20 protein-coding genes and 1 other annotated feature are annotated in these 17,149 nt (G+C 44.6%); of the genes, 8 read left to right on the top strand and 12 right to left on the bottom strand.

Annotated features, from left to right (window positions below; genetic code table 11):
• Positions 1-42 precede the first annotated feature (42 nt).
• A complete protein-coding gene (locus ACVS9P_RS01730) occupies positions 43-2,466 on the bottom strand; it encodes an AAA family ATPase (RefSeq protein ID WP_452103929.1) in 2,424 nt (807 codons plus the stop codon).
• Complete coding sequence (locus ACVS9P_RS01725) at positions 2,463-3,608, bottom strand: exonuclease SbcCD subunit D (RefSeq protein ID WP_452103928.1); 1,146 nt, start codon at positions 3,606-3,608, stop codon at positions 2,463-2,465. Before ACVS9P_RS01725 ends, ACVS9P_RS01730 begins: the two co-directional genes overlap by 4 nt.
• 117 nt (positions 3,609-3,725) lie before the next feature.
• Here ACVS9P_RS01725 and ACVS9P_RS01720 point away from each other — a divergent pair, with 117 nt between their 5' ends.
• Positions 3,726-5,078, top strand: a complete 1,353-nt coding sequence (locus ACVS9P_RS01720) for a D-alanyl-D-alanine carboxypeptidase family protein (protein ID WP_452103927.1) — start codon at positions 3,726-3,728, stop codon at positions 5,076-5,078.
• 50 nt (positions 5,079-5,128) lie between these two features.
• Complete coding sequence (locus ACVS9P_RS01715; protein WP_452103926.1) at positions 5,129-5,515, top strand: VOC family protein; 387 nt, start codon at positions 5,129-5,131, stop codon at positions 5,513-5,515.
• Between the two features lie 126 nt (positions 5,516-5,641).
• Here the strand turns inward: ACVS9P_RS01715 and rplL are convergent, their stop codons facing one another.
• The 9 genes from rplL to mltG all read right to left on the bottom strand — a co-directional run bounded on the left by rplL (position 5,642) and on the right by mltG (position 11,024).
• Positions 5,642-6,016, bottom strand: a complete 375-nt coding sequence (rplL, locus tag ACVS9P_RS01710) for a 50S ribosomal protein L7/L12 (RefSeq protein ID WP_452103925.1) — start codon at positions 6,014-6,016, stop codon at positions 5,642-5,644.
• A gap of 52 nt (positions 6,017-6,068) precedes the next feature.
• Positions 6,069-6,611: a 50S ribosomal protein L10 gene (gene rplJ / locus ACVS9P_RS01705; RefSeq protein ID WP_452103924.1), complete on the bottom strand. Its 543-nt coding sequence runs from the start codon at positions 6,609-6,611 to the stop codon at positions 6,069-6,071.
• A 27-nt stretch (positions 6,612-6,638) separates the two neighbouring features.
• Positions 6,639-6,797: a sequence feature (ribosomal protein L10 leader region), on the bottom strand.
• Positions 6,798-6,838: 41 nt separating this feature from the next.
• Positions 6,839-7,531: a 50S ribosomal protein L1 gene (gene rplA, locus ACVS9P_RS01700; RefSeq protein ID WP_452103923.1), complete on the bottom strand. Its 693-nt coding sequence runs from the start codon at positions 7,529-7,531 to the stop codon at positions 6,839-6,841.
• A gap of 74 nt (positions 7,532-7,605) precedes the next feature.
• Positions 7,606-8,031, bottom strand: coding sequence for a 50S ribosomal protein L11 (rplK, locus tag ACVS9P_RS01695; protein WP_452103922.1), 426 nt, complete (start codon positions 8,029-8,031; stop codon positions 7,606-7,608).
• Positions 8,032-8,183: 152 nt separating this feature from the next.
• Positions 8,184-8,705, bottom strand: a complete 522-nt coding sequence (gene nusG, locus ACVS9P_RS01690) for a transcription termination/antitermination protein NusG (protein WP_452103921.1) — start codon at positions 8,703-8,705, stop codon at positions 8,184-8,186.
• A 15-nt stretch (positions 8,706-8,720) separates the two neighbouring features.
• Positions 8,721-8,957 carry a preprotein translocase subunit SecE gene (secE, locus tag ACVS9P_RS01685; protein ID WP_266162644.1) on the bottom strand — a complete coding sequence of 79 codons (237 nt, stop codon included), beginning with the start codon at positions 8,955-8,957 and terminating at the stop codon, positions 8,721-8,723.
• A gap of 15 nt (positions 8,958-8,972) precedes the next feature.
• Positions 8,973-9,122, bottom strand: a complete 150-nt coding sequence (rpmG, locus tag ACVS9P_RS01680) for a 50S ribosomal protein L33 (RefSeq protein ID WP_180341529.1) — start codon at positions 9,120-9,122, stop codon at positions 8,973-8,975.
• 154 nt (positions 9,123-9,276) lie between these two features.
• Positions 9,277-10,095, bottom strand: a complete 819-nt coding sequence (locus tag ACVS9P_RS01675) for a DUF7674 family protein (protein WP_452103920.1) — start codon at positions 10,093-10,095, stop codon at positions 9,277-9,279.
• A gap of 155 nt (positions 10,096-10,250) precedes the next feature.
• Entirely contained in the window at positions 10,251-11,024 is a 774-nt protein-coding gene (mltG, locus tag ACVS9P_RS01670) for an endolytic transglycosylase MltG (RefSeq protein ID WP_452103919.1), read from the bottom strand.
• 260 nt (positions 11,025-11,284) lie between these two features.
• On the opposite strand from mltG, the gene ACVS9P_RS01665 reads away from it, so the two are divergent.
• The 6 genes from ACVS9P_RS01665 (at position 11,285) to ACVS9P_RS01640 (ending at position 16,186) form a co-directional block, all read left to right on the top strand.
• Positions 11,285-12,361, top strand: a complete 1,077-nt coding sequence (locus ACVS9P_RS01665; protein WP_452103918.1) for a D-alanine--D-alanine ligase family protein — start codon at positions 11,285-11,287, stop codon at positions 12,359-12,361.
• A gap of 110 nt (positions 12,362-12,471) precedes the next feature.
• Positions 12,472-12,909 (top strand): DUF1934 domain-containing protein, encoded by a 438-nt coding sequence (locus tag ACVS9P_RS01660; RefSeq protein ID WP_180341533.1) that lies wholly within the window; start codon positions 12,472-12,474, stop codon positions 12,907-12,909.
• Positions 12,902-14,596: an arginine--tRNA ligase gene (argS, locus tag ACVS9P_RS01655; protein ID WP_452103917.1), complete on the top strand. Its 1,695-nt coding sequence runs from the start codon at positions 12,902-12,904 to the stop codon at positions 14,594-14,596. The genes ACVS9P_RS01660 and argS overlap by 8 nt, the downstream gene beginning before the upstream one ends.
• A gap of 31 nt (positions 14,597-14,627) precedes the next feature.
• Complete coding sequence (rsmA, locus tag ACVS9P_RS01650; protein ID WP_452103916.1) at positions 14,628-15,491, top strand: 16S rRNA (adenine(1518)-N(6)/adenine(1519)-N(6))-dimethyltransferase RsmA; 864 nt, start codon at positions 14,628-14,630, stop codon at positions 15,489-15,491.
• Entirely contained in the window at positions 15,488-15,682 is a 195-nt protein-coding gene (locus tag ACVS9P_RS01645) for a hypothetical protein (RefSeq protein WP_452103915.1), read from the top strand. The genes rsmA and ACVS9P_RS01645 overlap by 4 nt, the downstream gene beginning before the upstream one ends.
• A gap of 15 nt (positions 15,683-15,697) precedes the next feature.
• Complete coding sequence (locus ACVS9P_RS01640) at positions 15,698-16,186, top strand: deoxycytidylate deaminase (RefSeq protein WP_452103914.1); 489 nt, start codon at positions 15,698-15,700, stop codon at positions 16,184-16,186.
• A gap of 53 nt (positions 16,187-16,239) precedes the next feature.
• On the opposite strand, the gene ACVS9P_RS01635 is transcribed toward ACVS9P_RS01640, so the two are convergent.
• Entirely contained in the window at positions 16,240-17,121 is an 882-nt protein-coding gene (locus tag ACVS9P_RS01635) for a DUF6612 family protein (protein WP_452103913.1), read from the bottom strand.
• Positions 17,122-17,149: the final 28 nt, after the last annotated feature.

Here is a 17,149-nt window from a genome sequence, read left to right as displayed (position 1 = left end):
AAACGGATTGCCAAAAATTTTCGGCAATCCGTTTTTTAATACTTATAAAGTTTTTACACGCAGAGTGCCTGTCCCATCGGAAAGTTTTCCGACTCTTACCTGTAGCGGAATTGCACTCTCTAATTCGGTCACATGAGAAATGATTCCTACTGTTCTGCCGCTCTGCTGAAGGCGCAAAAGCGCATTCATAGCGGTATCCAGCGTCTCCTGATCCAAACTTCCGAATCCCTCATCAATAAAAATAGAATCCAGACGGACGCTGCCGGAAGTGCTCTGCACCACATCGGAAAGCCCAAATGCCAACGAAAGAGACGCTAGAAAAAGTTCTCCGCCCGAAAGCGTTGCTACTTCTCTTGCTCCGCCTGCCGCGGCATCCAGAACTTGTAAATCAAGCCCGCCCCTTGCATTTCCATTGTTTTCTTCTGTTGCTCGAATTAGCTGATAACGGTTTCCGGAAAGATCGGCAAAAAAGAGATTCGCACTCTGCAGAATTTCGTCCAGCATTACACCCAATACAAAATTCTGAATGGGGATTTTCATTGCAGAATCTCCGGAAAGCAATTTAGCGAGGCGGCTCACTCTTGCATACTGCTCCTGAAGCTTTTCGCCCTGTGCTTCCAACTGCTTTAACTGTTCCAAAGACTTTTCTGCACTCTGCAGCCGTTCCTGTGCAGCACCCTTTTGAGCTGAAAGTTCTGCAACATGATCCTGCGCTTCTTTTCGCGTCTGTCCAATCGCTTCAACATTCGGGCGCTCCGCCTGCTCCCCATAAGCCATATGATATGCTTCTAGTGCCTTGCGGTCTGTTTCCTGTGCATTCAAGAACGCTTTTTTTGCACTTTCCAGTGAAGCTGCCGCTGCTGCCATCGAACGCTGCGCCAACTGCATCCGCTCCGTAATCTCCTTTTCCATCTTTTCACAGTCAGAGATCGATCTTTCTATTTTCTCCAGAACAGATTTTAATTCTGCTGCCGAAGAATTCCCCTGTACCGTTTTAGAAAGCTCTTCAATCTTTGCTTCTTCTGCCGCTAAAGACTGTCCCAACAGATTCTGTGCCTTTTCTGCGAGCTGCACCTGATCCCGGGCTTTTTCGCGTTCCTGTTCCAGCTGCTTTAATTTTTTGCGCGCTTTCTCCAGCTTTTCTACAGCCTCTTGGGTCTCCTTCCGGCGCTTTATGAGTACCTGTAGAATCAGCGAAGGCTCTGCAGGAATCGGGTGCTCTAAAGAGCCACAGACCGGACATGGTTTTCCCTTTTCAAGATGAATCGCTACCGCCGCCGCTGCATTTTTGTTGATCTCCTGCTCTATCTGAGCTGATAAAGATGGCAAAAAAGAAGCCGTCTTACTAATTTCTTCAATGTAAGCATTTCCCTTTTCGCATCTGACCGAGGTTTCATTCCATTCTTTTTCCGCTGCTCCTTTTACTTTTCGCTGTTCCTCTGCCTGCTTTTTTAGCTTTTGACAATGCTCCTCAACGGACTGCAGTCTGTTGACCCCTTCCAGAGCCATCCGAAAACTGCCTCGCTTTTCCCTCAAAGAATCCGCTTTTTTCTTTGCTTCGTCTGCCTTTGGTAAAAAAGCTTCTGCCTGTTTCTTTTCCTCCGCCGCATTTTTCGCCCGCTGAGAAGATTCTTCCTGCTCTTTGCGGCAGCTAATCAACATTTTTTGGGAAGTATCCAAGGCAGCTGCCATTTGATATGAACGATTCTGCCTCTCAAGTTCTGTCTGCGCTTTTTCATGTTCTTTAATTAGTTCACTGATCTTAATTCTCCGATTTTTACAGAAATTTTCCAGCTCTTCCCCGCTAGAAGAAGATTCCCGTTCCAAAATAGAATTTTTAGACGCTAAATTTTCTCCTGCTTCCCGAGAAAGTGCACGTTCTTTCTCCCGCATCCTCTGCGTCAGGACTTTCCATTTTCCCGCATGAAAAAGGGTCTGCAGCAATGAGGCTTTTTTCATAGAATTGGACATTAAAAGCCGCAAGAAATCCCCCTGTGGCAACACTACGACCTGGGAAAACTGCTCACAATTTAATCCCAAAAGCTTTTCCGCCCATTCCCGAATCGTTTTGTCGGAACCAGATTCCAGGAGCTTCCATTCTCCTAATTTATCTTTCTTCCAGCACTCATTTGTCTCTTTAATTTTTTCTTCTCCAGTGCCGCGCCCAGCGTAATGCTTCTGCTCCCGATAAAATTTATAGATTTTCCCCGAAAGAGCAAACGTAAATTCCACAAAGGTTTCCTCTTTCATCGCGGCAGAAAGGCTGCGCATACTGTCCCAGCTGCGTTGCCCTCCGGTTGCTTTTCCATAAAGTGCAAAGCACATCGCATCAAGAATGGTTGTCTTTCCGCCGCCGGTATTTCCGGTAATCAAAAATAATGGGTGCTCTCCAAGGCTTTCAAAGTCAAGACTTGTTTCGTGCAGATAGCAGCCGAATGCTTTCATACGCAAAAAAAGTGCTTTCATTCGGCTTTCTCCCCCTCTTCTTCCAAATCTATGCGAAGCATTTTCTGAATCAGTTTTTTATCTTCCTCATCTGCCTCTATTCCGCAGATTTGTTTCATAAATTCCTCAAAGATCGCCAGATCATCCGCTCTGTGATGAATCTGTTCCCGCAATTTCTGATTATCTCCTTCCCCCTTGGAAAGAAGCCATTGACTCGAAAGCCCAAGAAGGTTTGGATAATAGGGGCGCAGCTGATCAAGAGGCAAATAAACTGGTTTTGTATCACAAAGCTCGGCAAAAAGATAATCTTCGCTTGGATTTTCTTTGGCATCTTGCAAAAGCTCCTGGAAATCTCCCGAAATCACCCGGACTTTGTTTGGAGGGCAAACCGGAATTTCCGTTACCGTTTGTCCTTCATCGTTCCATTCCACCATGGTCACCGATTTTTTTTGATTTGCCTCATCAAAAGAGTAGGTAAGCGGCGAACCGGAATATCGTCCTTTTCCAGCCTTTTGCGGCCCATGAAGATGTCCCAAAGCCGTATAATCAAATTTTTCGAATAAATCCGTTCCCACCTGTGCGCTCCCGCCCACAAATGCCGGACTTTCACTCGCACCGATCTGTCCGCCTGCCGCAAAGCAATGCGTCACCAGAACATTCACTGCATTTCCTTTTGGCTCCACCTTTTCGATCATCGCACGAAACGCTTCATCCATCGAGTGAATTTCTTCCTGCCCCAACAATTCCCTTATCTGTGCAGGTTCACAGAACGGCAGGGTCCAAAAACAAATTTTTCCGGACTCGGTTTTCAGTTCTACAGGACAAAAAAGTTCTTCCGGACGAGTTGCCAAAATGATTCCGCTTTCTCTTAAAAGAGTGCTCCCAAGAGACAGTCGTTTTGCGCTGTCATGATTCCCTGCGACTGCAATCAACGGAATCCCCATTTTATGAAGCTTCGTATAAAAATCATCCAGCAGCGTGATTGCTTCTACGGGCTGCACCTGCCGGTCAAAAAGATCCCCCGCTACAACAAGGGCATCCGGGTTCTCCCGCTCCAGCAAGGGCAATAAAAACGAATTTAAAAACCATTTCTGATCTTCCAGAAGGGATCTTCCGTATAGGCTCTTTCCAAGATGCCAATCTGCCGTATGCAGAATTTTCATTTGGTATTTCCTCCATTCTCTCTGAAAAATCCTTGTTTCCTGCTTTCCTTTTTCTCGAAATACTGGTATACTAAATATTATTACTTTTTATTTTATCACATTGGAGGCAAAAGTTCTATGAAGAAACGGAGTTTCCTCCTTCCTCTTTTCATTATCTTTACAGTCTTTTTCTGTACAATCTCAGAAAATGCTGCGTTTTCTCCCGATTTTCAGCCACAAGCGCAGTCTGTTTTGATGATCAATTTGGATACAAATACGACCATCTATTCTAAGCAGCCGGACGCTAAAGTCTATCCTGCCTCTACCACTAAAATTATGACCTACATTATTGCTGCTGAAAACATTCCTGATCTTGATAATACGATGATCACTTTTACGCAGCAAATGTCAGATACTCTTACGGGGTCTGGCAGTTCTCTTGCCGGTTTAAAAGTCGGCGATGTTTTGACCGCTCATGATTTGCTTTACTGCATGATGGTCCCCTCCGGCAATGATGCCGCTGTTGCGCTGGCCACTTATGTCGGCGGCGGAGATATTCAAAAATTCGTCGATATGATGAATCAAAAAGCGCAGGATCTAGGCTGTACCAATACACATTTTATGAATCCCCATGGCCTGCAGGATGAAAACCACTATACAACTGCATCTGATCTCGCAAAGATCGCACAGTATGCAATGAAAATGAACTATTTCGATGAGATCACCAATACTCTTCGATATACCTTTACCATTAAAGATGGCCCCCGCAAAGGCACTACCGCCTGGGTAGACACCACAAACTTTCTTATTAATCAGAACTTGATTGGTTCCACGGACTATTATTATCAATATGCGCGAGGTATCAAGACCGGACATACTGATGAATCTGGTTACTGTTTAGTAACTTCAGCCCGCGCAGAAGGGATCTCCTATCTGTGTGTAATGATGAACACTCAAAGTCCCGGCACAGACAGCAGCGGAGCTGTCATTCACCAAGAGATGCTTGATACCCGTCAGCTATATCGCTGGGCCTACAAGAATTTTCAGCTAAAACAGGTTTTATCCGCTTCGCAGGCAACTATGGAAGTTCCGCTCGACTATGCGTGGAACAAAGATCATCTGCTTCTAAGTCCTGAAACAACGGTATCTGCCGTTCTTCCGAACGACGTTGACCCGAGCAACGTAGAAATTGTGCCGGATTTACCTCAATCGGTTGCAGCACCAGTAAAACGCGGAGACCAAGTTGGAACAGCGAAGCTGGTTTATAACGGAGAACAAATTGGTTCTGTAAATTTGGTTTCCAGTGAAAGCGTCGACCGCAGCGAATGGGTCCATATTATCACGCTTGCCAAACGAATTGTTACTTCCCGCTGGTTCGTTTTGATTGCCGCTATTTTGGCGGTGCTAATTATCGTCTACATTGTTTTAACACTGTTTAGTCATCAAAAGAAAGCTGCCAAACGAAAAGTTCATCGCTATCGCAAAATGTAAATCAGAAATTTTTAAAGTCATTTGACTATGTTTGAAAGGATTTAATTTTCATGAGAATCGAGCATCTGGCGCTTTATACTTCCAATTTGGAACAGATGAGATCGTTTTTTGAAACTTATTTTGAGGCAAACACTTCTGAACTTTACCATAACACAAAGACCGGGTTTAAAAGCTATTTTTTATCTTTTAATGACGGCGGTGCACGATTAGAATTAATGAATCGCCCTGAACTTTCGTCTAAAGAAACCGGCACTGTTTGTTCTGGACTCGATCATTTGGCTTTTTCAGTTGGAAGCAAAGAAAAAGTTGATCAGCTGACGGCTGTACTCAAAGAAGGCGGTTATTCTACTATCAGCGGACCTAGGACTACCGGAGACAGCTATTACGAAAGCTGTGTTTTTGGGCCTGAACAAATCCGAATCGAAATTACCATTTGAATTTTTAAAACAGTAATTGATTGTTTTCCTTATATTTTTTCAGCAAAAAAAAGGTACTGCAGGTTTTCTGCAGTACCTCTTTAAATTTTGCCAAAAGACAAATTTCGTTTTTATGGAAAAGCGAAATTACTTCAGTTCGACTTCAGCGCCAGCCTCAGTCAACTTTGTTTTAATTGCTTCAGCATCTTCCTTGGAAGCGCCCTCTTTAACAGCCTTAGGAGCAGCATCGACAACAGCCTTTGCATCCTTCAGGCCAAGTCCGGTGATCTCACGGACAACCTTGATAACAGCGATCTTGTTCTGGCCAACAGACTTCAAAACAACATCAAACTCAGTCTGCTCTTCAGCAGGAGCAGCAGCGGCAGCCGGAGCAGCAGCAACAGCAACAGGAGCAGCAGCAGAAACGCCGAACTCCTCTTCCAGGGCCTTAACGAGTTCGTTCAGTTCCAGAACGGTCAGGGATTTTACATCTTCAATCAGCTTTGTAACTTTCTCAGACATGATAAATACCTCCAAAATTAAATTCTATAATCATTTTTTATAAAGAGCGTAATTATGCTTCTACGCTCTGCTTTTCTGCAATTGCATTCAGTGCAATTACAAGAGCCTTCATTGTTCCGCTCAACACGGTAACAAATCCGGTAATCGGAGCATTGAGGCTTCCCAGTGCTTTCGCAACCAGTTCCTCTTTGCTGGGCAGAGTTGCCAGTTCAGCAACATCGTCCTTGCTTAGAACCTTTCCATCAATGAATCCAGCTTTTACTTTCAGAGTAGCACCTTTGTTGTTCTTCTCAAAAGTATAGAGTGTTTTTGCTGCATGGACATAGTCCTTATCGCTCAGAGCGACTGCAGTTGTTCCCTCCAGAACCGGATCAAGACCTTCGATTCCAGCTTCTTTTAAAGCCAGCTTCAAGAGCGTATTTTTGACGACTTTATACTGGTCGCCGCTTTCACGCAATTCTTTACGAAGCTTTGTGTCATCGGCAACAGAAATTCCCTTGTAGTCAACGACAACGCCGACACAGGATTTTTTCAGCTGCTCAGCCAGATCTGCTACGACCTGCTGCTTTTCTTCCAGAACCTTCTTACTTGGCAAATGATTTCACCTCCATAAAACGAATCCCGCATTATACAAAAAGCCTTCTCCACGTTGACCGCGGAGAAGGCAAATTTACATTTTATACAAACTGTATAAATAAACGTATTTGCTTTATCCTCGGCAGGTGGGATTCCCCTTTATGCAAAATGCACCTGCTGTCTTTGAATAAAAAACAGCTTTATTTATTTTAACACACGGTTTACCGTATGTCAAGAAGCAAAAATTTACGCACTAAAACGATTGACATTAAGACGTACGCCGGGGCCCATCGTTGTTGCAATTACGCAAGAACGGATATACTGGCCTTTAGCAGCGGCAGGCTTTGCCTTTACGATTGCGCTCATCAAAGCATCAAAGTTTTCCTGAAGCTTCTGGGCACCAAAAGATGCGCGTCCAATCACACAGTGAATGATGTTGGACTTGTCCAGACGGTATTCAATCTTACCGGCTTTTGCCTCATTGATTGCTTTTCCGATTTCACGAGTAACAGTACCCGCCTTCGGGTTAGGCATCAAGCCACGGGGTCCTAAGATTTTACCAAGACGACCAACCATGCCCATCATATCCGGAGTGGTGATGAGAACATCAAAGTCCATCCAGCCGCCCTGAATCTTTTGAACCATTTCTTCAGCACCGATAAAATCGGCACCAGCCTCTTCAGCATCTTTTGCGGCATCGCCCTTGCAAATTGCCAGAACACGAATTGTTTTTCCGGTTCCATTCGGCAACACAATGGCGCCACGAACCTGCTGGTCTGCGTGACGTCCATCAACGCCCATTTTTACGTGGACCTCAACGGTTTCATCAAATTTTGCGGTAGCGGTCTTAACGCAAAGTTCCACTGCTTCCGCTGAATCGTAATATTTGGAACGGTCGATCAGCTTTTCGCTGTCAACGTATTTCTTACCATGTTTCATTGTAATCCTCCCTATTGAGTGGTATGGCGGAATTGTTCGGGTTCCTCCCACCCGGGTTTCATTTGATCTGCGGATTATTCGACTACTTCAACACCCATGCTGCGTGCAGTACCTGCGATCATACTCATAGCAGTCTCTACAGTTGCAGCGTTTAAGTCGGGCATTTTCTTTTCGGCAATCTCTCTCACCTGTTCTTTGGTGATCTTTGCAACTTTCTTCTTGTTCGGTTCACCGGAAGCTGTCTCAATCTGGCAAGCCTTTTTAATCAGAACTGCAGCCGGAGGAGTCTTGGTGACAAAAGTGAAAGAACGATCCGCATAGACCGTAATGACAACAGGGATAATAAGGCCTGCGTCTTTTTTGGTGCGCTCATTAAATTCCTTAGTGAACGCCATGATATTAACACCGTGCTGGCCTAAAGCCGGTCCAACAGGCGGCGCCGGGGTTGCTTTGCCGGCAGGGATCTGGAGCTTGATATAGCCGGTAATTTTTTGAGCCATTTTACTGCACCTCCAAATTTTGTGGTAAAAGCGAAACGGGGATAATAGATTTTCCTGTTTCTCCCACTGGGGCACCTCTGCGCCCCAAAATCAGCGGAGTATCTCCGCAGATCTTCTAAAAATTGATGATTTTGAACGGATCTGCTACAAAATTATTCTGCAGCTTCCGCTTGGTCAAGCGAAAGCTCAACCGGAGTCTCGCGCCCAAACATATTGATCGTTACGCGCAGACGATTTTTCTCGGTATCGATTTCTTCGACACGGCCAGCAAAGCCATCGAATGGTCCATCAATAATCTTGACAGTATCACCCACCTGATAAGAAACCTCTACGCTGCGTTTTTCGATTCCCATCGAAGCGACCTCTTCCTCTGTAAGAGGAACCGGCTTGCTGGATGGGCCGACAAAACCTGTACAGCCGCGAATATTGCGCACGACATACCAGGATTCATCTGTGAGAACCATTTTCACAAGAACATAGCCGGGGAAAATCTTACGTTCCACTTGGCGAGTTTTTCCGTCTTTTACTTCTTCGACGGTCTCGGTGGGAACTCGAATCCCCTGAACAAGATCCTGTAAATTACGGTTTTCAACTGTTTTTTCAAGGTTTGAGGCAACTTTGTTTTCATAGCCGGAATAGGTATGAACTACATACCAACGTGCTTCTTCTGGCATCTTCAAACCTCACCTTCAAACTGCAACATTCATGATCAGACGGAGTAGGGAAAGAAACGCCGTATCCAATAGGAAAATGAACAGACCAACTACGGCGATAAACGCAATGACAACACCTGTGTTTTTCCATGTTGCCTGTGGCGTCGGCCATACGATCTTTTTCATTTCGGCTTTGGTGTCCTTGAAAAACTGAGAAGCGCGCTTGCCCGCACGGCTCAGTGCGTTCCCTTTTTTCATCTCTTTTTCAGCCATTCTCTGTCACCCCGTTCATTTAGTCTCGCGGTGAAGTGTATGCTTCCTGCAGAATTTGCAGTACTTGTTCATCTCGAGCCTGTCCGGATCATTCTTCTTGTTTTTCTTTGTGTTGTAATTGCGTTGTTTGCACTCTGTGCAGGCCAATACGACTTTTACTCTCATGACGGCACCTCCCGTTGTACGGAAAAATATTGGAATCTTTTTGGATTCCGGCCTCCCTCGAAAAGGGCGCAAAAAAAATACCCCTTTTTGAGGTAATAAAAGTTTACCACAAAGAGAGGTATTTTGTCAACTTGTTTTTTAAATTTAAAAATAATCAGCGCGTCTCATTAAGGTTATCGGCCACATAACGGGCTGCTTTCTTTTTCTTCTCCGGTTTTATCGTTTTACCCTTCATACGAAGCCCTGCTTTTGCGCCTTTTTTCAGGTTGTCGCTGAAAAGCGGCTCCAACTTTTGATATTCCTGTTCGGTAAGGCCGTTAATCAGAACCAGCGTAATAATGGAGCGTACATCTAGGTCGCCCACTTCATACAAATCGCTGAAGATATTGGCAAGTCTCTCAATAGAAGACTGGCTGCCGCTCTCTAAAAGCAGCTGGACTTTGGGCAGTACCTTTTCTTTCGCAAATGTTGCACCACGCACTTCTCCGTAAGTAACGCGCTCCTTCAGAAGGTCGTCACGCAGATCTTTGCAGAGCGGGACAAGGCGGTTAAAAAAGAAAACCGGATCGGTTGTATTTTCTTCCGTGCCGCGGTGGCGTTTCTGAACCTGATTCAGAACAATTGCAGCCTTTGAAGGGCCGGCAATCTCTTCCGTAAAATCATTGACAACACTTTCGACTTCCCTTTTAATCTGTGACTCATCTTCCGGTTCAAACAGAAGAAGGGAACGTGTCCGCCATTTCCCATCGGTCTCATCGTTTTCCACCCCGCAGTAACGCAGCAGAAACTGATGTTTTTCATTATTCATATAAATCTGATAAGCCAAATCATCTTTGATATAAACAGTGCTATAGCCGTCATCCTCCGTAGTGATCTCGCCTTGACGTTCAAAATGATTCTTGTTAAGAACTTCTCCTACGCGGGAATTCACTTGCTCAAACACGTTCTGCGGATTATAAACGCTCTGCTCCAAAATGATATCACTCCTGTTTTTTAAAAGTCCCAAAATTCTTAGGACTATTTTTCAATTCTAATTTAAAAAATACCGTTAAAAAAGTCCGGATTAATTTGATTATACTATATGATTATGGATTTGTCACCCCCGAAATCCGAAGGACTCCGGAAATTTTACAGTAAACTTTGTACCCCATATTTTTCCATTGCCTTCAAATGCTCTTCAAAGGTATTGGAATAGTGGCTCTTCCCATCGTTACCAAAGAAAAAGTACAGTGCATCTGTTCCCGCCGGATTGCGCACCGCATCGATCGCCGCAACGCTGGGGCTGCAGATCGGCCCTTGCGGAAGCCCCCTTTTTCGATTTGTATTATAATAGGATTGATAATCTTCCGAGTGGGACAAGAGGCTGCTTTGAGAAATCGAATCTGCATACACGCGGGTAGAGTCAAGCTGCAGCCTCATCCCGCTGTCCAGCCGATTCTGCAGCGTTCCTGCGATCATCTGCATCTCATCTGATACCTTCGTTTCCTTTTGCACCAGAGAAGCTAAAGTTAACTCATCTTCTGATAAGTCCCCTGCATTTGTCTCAAAGGCCTTTAAAATCTGAGTTAAAACCATCTCAGCGTTTTCTCCTTTTTGAAACAGATAAGAAGAAGGAAACAAATATCCCTCCATCCGAAATGCACATTTTGGATCATCTGGAATTGTAAATGTCTGAGGTTCATAAGATTCGCAGACCATATAAAATTCTTCTTTAGAGCAGATTCCATTTTCGTCCAGCAGATCTGCCGTCTGTTCAAAGGTATTCCCGGACGGGATCGTCACCTTCACATAATTTCCGGACGAAGAAAGGCCAATATCTTCCGCCTGACAGCCGCAAAACAGAACGATTGATAAACAGATCCCAAGTAACAACATCCCGGAAAGTAAAATTTTGTGTCTCATAGACGACCTCTTTCTGCTATCTTAGTAAGAGTAATAGGTCATTTGCCATTTCTAAATATAATGTGCAAAATTTTTGCTTTTTTTATTATACCGGCTGAGGAATTTCCTGTCAAAGCCCTTTTGAAAAAGATTTGGTTTTGGGTTAAGAGCCTCCAAATTCAGCATTGCGCATGAAAAGTTCTTGTGGTATCATATAAGTTCAAGAATTATAATTATTTGTCTTTAAAAACAATTCTGACAAAATTGGAGGCAGTTCTGATATGGCAAAAAAAGCGATTGCGATCCTCTTTGGAGGCAGTTCTTCCGAGCACGAGGTTTCCTGTGTTTCGGCAGCCGCCGTTGCCGACCATCTTTCCCACGAGCTCTATGATGTACGGCTTTTGGGGATTACGAAAGACGGTCGTTGGTATCTTTTCAGCGGCTCTACCGACGAAATGAGGGACGGCTCATGGGAAAATAATGAGCTGAACCGAAAAGCTTTTATCTCCCCCGATACTTCTCTCAAAGGAATCGTTCTCGAGGGTGAAAATTCTTTTGATGTAATTAAAGTTGACTGCATCTTCCCGGTACTTCACGGCAAAAATGGTGAGGACGGAACCATGCAGGGGCTTCTCCATTTAAGCGGAATCCCCTATGTGGGCTGTGCGACTCTTTCCAGTGCCGTCTGCATGGATAAGGCGGTCACACATACGCTGCTTTCCAGTTGGGGAATCGGGCAGGCAGAATACCTCTGGTTCTTTGCCGATAAATATCAAGGAGCCGGGCGTTTAAAAATCCGTCAAAAGATTGAAGCACGTCTTGGATATCCGGTTTTCTTAAAGCCTGCCAACGCTGGTTCTTCCGTTGGAATCAGCCGAGTGAATTCTGAAGACGAGCTGGATGCTGCCGTTCAAAAAGCTGCGAACGAAGACAGCAAAATTGTGGTAGAAAGTTTAGTGGTCGGCCAAGAAGTGGAATGCGCTGTTCTCGGAAACGAAAATCCGCAAGCAAGCGGTGTCGGCGAAATTGCAGCGGCTGCCGAATTTTATGATTATGATGACAAATATAAAAATGGAAAAAGCCAGCTTTATATTCCGGCCCATCTTTCTGAGGAAGTCTCCGAAGAAATCCGTCATACTGCCTGCCGTGCTTACCGTCTTTTAGGCTGCACCGGCCTTGCCCGTGTAGATTTCTTTGTACATGACGGAAAAGAAGTCATCCTAAATGAACTCAATACCTTGCCGGGCTTTACGAGCATCAGCATGTATCCAAAGCTCTGGGAAAAGGCCGGAAAATCATTTAGCGAGCTATTGACGGATTTAATTAATTTGGCATTTGAGCGCAAGCATTATCAGTAATTTTATTTTTATCCCATTGCTTTTTTGAGCCATCATTTTGCAGTACGATATGAATCAGAACCATATAAATCCGATTGATATCGAAGCATTTTAAGGAGTCAACTATACCTATGAAAGAAAACTATCTGATTTCCGTCCTCGGCAAGCAACAGGTCAATGGACAGTCGGATGAAATTGAAGTCAACACAACAGGCACTTACGTCCGCAAAGGCGATAAGCGCTATATTATGTATAAAGAATATGATGAAAATTCCCAGCCTACCAGAACCAACATCTTGAAAATAGAGGGAAATAACCGCCTCACTGTAATGCGCGGAGGGACGGACGGCACCCACCTGATTTTGGAAAACGGCAAGCGGTATCTTTGCCAGTACAATACCGGCTATGGGAATTTAATGCTCGGCATTTCAACCTCGGAACTGCAAAATCTTCTGACCGATAAAGGCGGCAGTCTGAAGGTTCAATATACGCTGGATATCAACTCCAGTCTTGCAAGCAGCAATGAACTTTATATTACCGTCAAGGAGGCAGAAAGCAAAGATGTCTAAATATGTAGGAATCGCAACCGAAGGACTTAAAACGGCTATTCTCGAATCAATTACAAAAGCACAGGAAAAAGGGACTCTGCCAAAAGGAGAAGCTCCTGCTTTTACGCTGGAAATCCCCGCTGACCACAGCCATGGAAACTGGGCCTCTAATGCCGCTATGGTATCCGCCCGGACTTTTCATATGGCTCCCCGCAAAATTGCAGAAGCAATCAAAGAGAACATCTCTCTTTCCGATACTTTCTTCGAAAACTGTGAGATCGCCGGTCCCGGATTCCTGAATTTCTTTTATAAGCCTAAATTTTACGCGGCGGTGCTTAATGACATCAATGCTTGCGGAAAAGATTATGGAAAAAGCAATTTCGGCGGGAAAAAGCGAGTCCTTGTAGAATTTGTATCTGCCAACCCCACCGGACCTATGCACGTCGGCAATGCCCGCGGAGGTGTTCTGGGTGATACCATGGCCGCCGTATTGGGCGAAGCCGGTTATCAGGTAGAACGAGAATTTTATCTCAATGACGCCGGAAATCAGGTCAATAAATTCGGTGCTTCTCTGGAATCACGTTATTTGCAGCTTTATCAAGGAGAAGATGCTGTATCTTTTCCGGAAGATGGCTACAAAGGGGTAGATATTATTGAGCATGCAAAAAGCTTTTCCCAGAAATACGGCGATCAATATGTAAAAGCTTCTTCTGAAGAACGCCGTAAAGCGCTGATCCAATATGCTCTGCCGCTTAATATCGAAGGATTAAAGCAAGATCTTCTCAAATATCGAATTTGCTATGACAACTGGTTTAAAGAATCCACACTTCACAAAAACGGTGAAGTTGAAAAAGTGGTCGAGCTGCTCAAAGAAAAGGGCGCCACTTATGAAAAAGAAGGCGCCACCTGGTTTAAAGGGGAAAATTACGGATCCGAAGATTTTGTCCTGGTCCGTAAAAATGGGATTCCCACCTATGTTGTTCCGGATATTGCCTATCATTACAACAAACTCGTTACCCGGAATTTTGATTACGCTGTCGATGTATTCGGCGCCGATCATCACGGCTATGTACCGCGTTTAAAAGGCGCTTTGCAGGCGTTAGGGGTAGATACTTCCCGTCTGGACGTCGTTCTGATGCAAATGGTTCGCCTGATGCGCGACGGCGAAGTGATTAAAGCCAGCAAACGCAGCGGAAAAGCGATTACGCTTGTCACGCTTCTTGATGAAGTCCCTGTAGATGCTGCACGCTTCCTCTTTAATCTGCGCGAGCCAACTTCCGAGATTGATTTTGACCTTGATCTTGCGGTTCAGCAGGACAGCCAAAATCCTGTTTATTATGTGCAATATGCACACGCGCGTATTTGCAGCATGATGAAGAAACTCAAGGAAGAAGAAAACATGGTTCCGCGCCCCTGCACAGAAGAGGAACTTGCTCTTTTGAAAGCTCCTGAAGAGTTGGAACTCATTAATATCCTTTCTTCTTATACAGATGAAATTATAGATGCTGCCAAAGAACTGAATCCTACCAGAATTACACGGTATGCGCTCAGCCTCGCTTCGCTGTTCCATAAATTCTATACCGCCTGCCGTATAAAGGGTGAAGAAGAACACCTTGCAGCAGCACGCCTGTTCCTCTGTCATGACACTGCCGTTGTTTTGGAAAATGTTTTGGCACTCTTAAAAATCAACGCTCCGGAATCCATGTAATTTTGATCACACAGAAAGGAGAATTTTGCCGATGAATCTTTCAGACCCCAAAACAATTCGGTCGATTTTATCTCGTCACGGATTTTCGTTTAGTAAAGGGCTGGGGCAAAACTTTCTGATTGACCCTTCTGTCTGTCCAAACATGGCAGAAGCCTGCGGTGCAGACAAAGGAGTCGGCGTGCTCGAAATTGGGCCTGGAATTGGTGTTCTAACAAAGGAACTTTGCTCCCGCGCACAAAAAGTAACTGCGGTAGAACTCGATCATCGGCTTTTACCGGTTCTTTCCGAGACGCTCTCTGATTTTTCCAACCTCCATGTAATAGAAGGGGATATTTTAAAGCTGGATCTTCCAGAGCTGTTAAAAGCAGAATTTCCCGGTTTGAAAATTGAAGTTTGTGCGAACCTTCCTTATTACATTACTTCTCCGGTCATTATGGGCCTTCTGGAAACAGATCTTCCCATTGATGCTATGACTGTTATGGTTCAAGAAGAAGCTGCTGAGCGACTATGCGCCCTTCCTGGGACAAGGGTCTGCGGTTCGGTCAGCGCAGCCGTCTGGTTTTATTCCGAGCCTGAGATTCTATTTTCGGTAAAGAGAAACTGTTTCCTGCCCAGTCCAAAAGTAGATTCCGCTGTGATTCAGTTAAGAATTCGCAGCAAGCCTCCAGTTGATGTTCCTTCTCAAAAAGCTTTTTTCAGAACCGTTCACGCCTGCTTTTCCCAGCGTCGCAAAACCGTGCTGAATTCCCTTTCGGCAGGATTATCCCTTCCGAAAGACAAAGCCAGACAGGCGCTTTCTGAAGCAAAAATTCTTGAAAACCGCCGTGCCGAACAGCTTTCAATGGATGAATTTGCGGCTCTTACACGCGCACTTTCAAAAGGAGAAATCATATGAAAGAGAAATCGGACAAACAGCTCAGCTGGATTTTTTTTGCAGTTGCCTGCGTTTGTGCACTGATTGGAATGATTTTGAGCCCTCTTGAACAAGAGGCTCTCTCTATCACCTTTTCCATGATTGCGGTAGTTATTGCACTCGGTGGAATTTTTCTTGCATTCGAGTCTCTAAAGCACTCTCAAAACCAATAAGGAGGAAAAATCGTTATGCTGCGAAAAGATAAGATCAACTACTATTTGGACATTGCCGAAACTGTTTCGGAACGCTCAACTTGTCTGAGAAAAATGTGGGGCGCGATCATCGTCAATAACGATGAGATTGTCGCCACCGGCTATAATGGCGCTCCGAGAGGTCGCGCCAACTGTTTGGATACCGGCGTCTGTATCCGTGAAAAATTAAAAATTCCGCGCGGAGAACGTTACGAAATCTGTCGTTCCGTCCATGCGGAAGCAAACGCGATTATCAGCGCCTCCCGCAAAGATATGATCGGTGCCACTCTTTATTTGGTGGGGCGTGATGCTGCCACTAAGGAATATGTAGAAAATCCATCCTCCTGCTCCATGTGTAAACGCATGGTGATCAACGCTGGAATTTTACAGGTCATTGTTAGAATTAATCGAACAGAATACAAAGCCTTTCCGGTTCATGACTGGATTGAAAACGATGAGTCTTTAAGCGGTACATTTGGATATTAAAAAAGCCTTTGCGGGGCTAACCCCGCAAAGGCTTTTTCTTTATCTTTTTGTTTTCATGCTGCCAATACAGCGGAACTTGAGCTATTCACATTGTTGCCATTCGCAGATGCGCGCGCTTCATCCGGTATTGTAAAGTCATCTGCTTTATCAAAATTCGAGAAGTCGATCTCAACATTTGCCGTACTGACATCGAATGAAACCCCAGAAGGAGCCTCGGACTGTGTCGTTGCCTCTGAAAATAGATTCTTTAGAACATCTGTCATATCCATCTGCGTTTTGACCAAATATCCGGTCTTGGAATCAATCCAGAAATTGACGGAAATGCTCCCGAGATTATTGTAAAGCTGTTCAAGTTTTTCCTGATCATCTCCAACAACTGACTTCAGCTCTTGAAGCAATGTATTGTTATCAAAAATTTTCTTTAAATTTTCTCCCGAAATAGTTCCTGTGATTTTGAGTGCATCCTGATCATTGACTTTTTCGGTGCCGGCTTCTTTAAAGTCCCCCGCAATTTCTGTATAAAGTTCCAAGTCCTTCGACGGATCCACTTCATTCATCATATCCGCAGAAACAGTCTCCCAACCGGAACCCGTATTGCAGTAGACCTTCATTTGATCATCCTGCTTTTCGCTGTAAATCTGCATCGTCTGCTTGCCATAAATACCCATATCAAGGGTTCCGTCTGCTTTTGTCTTTTGAGGGTCTTTAAAAGAAGTACAATCAAAATTCATCTTCATATCCAAATTCATATTCATCCCATTGGCAGAGACACCTATTCCAAAATCCATGTTTAGTTTACTGTTGGCACTCTGCACTTGGTTTGTCTTTTCTGCCGCTGCAGCCAACTTTTCTGCAGGCGTCTGTTTGTTTCCGCAACCTGACAACATTGTTCCCACGAATGCCAATGCTAAAATTCCAGTGATAACTCTCTTCATTTTTATCACAATCCTTTTCTTTTCATAA

This window comes from Caproicibacterium sp. NSD3 (assembly GCF_053613275.1).
The sequence above is the reverse complement of the archived record's forward strand: the minus strand, read 5'-3'. Positions and strand labels throughout refer to the sequence as shown.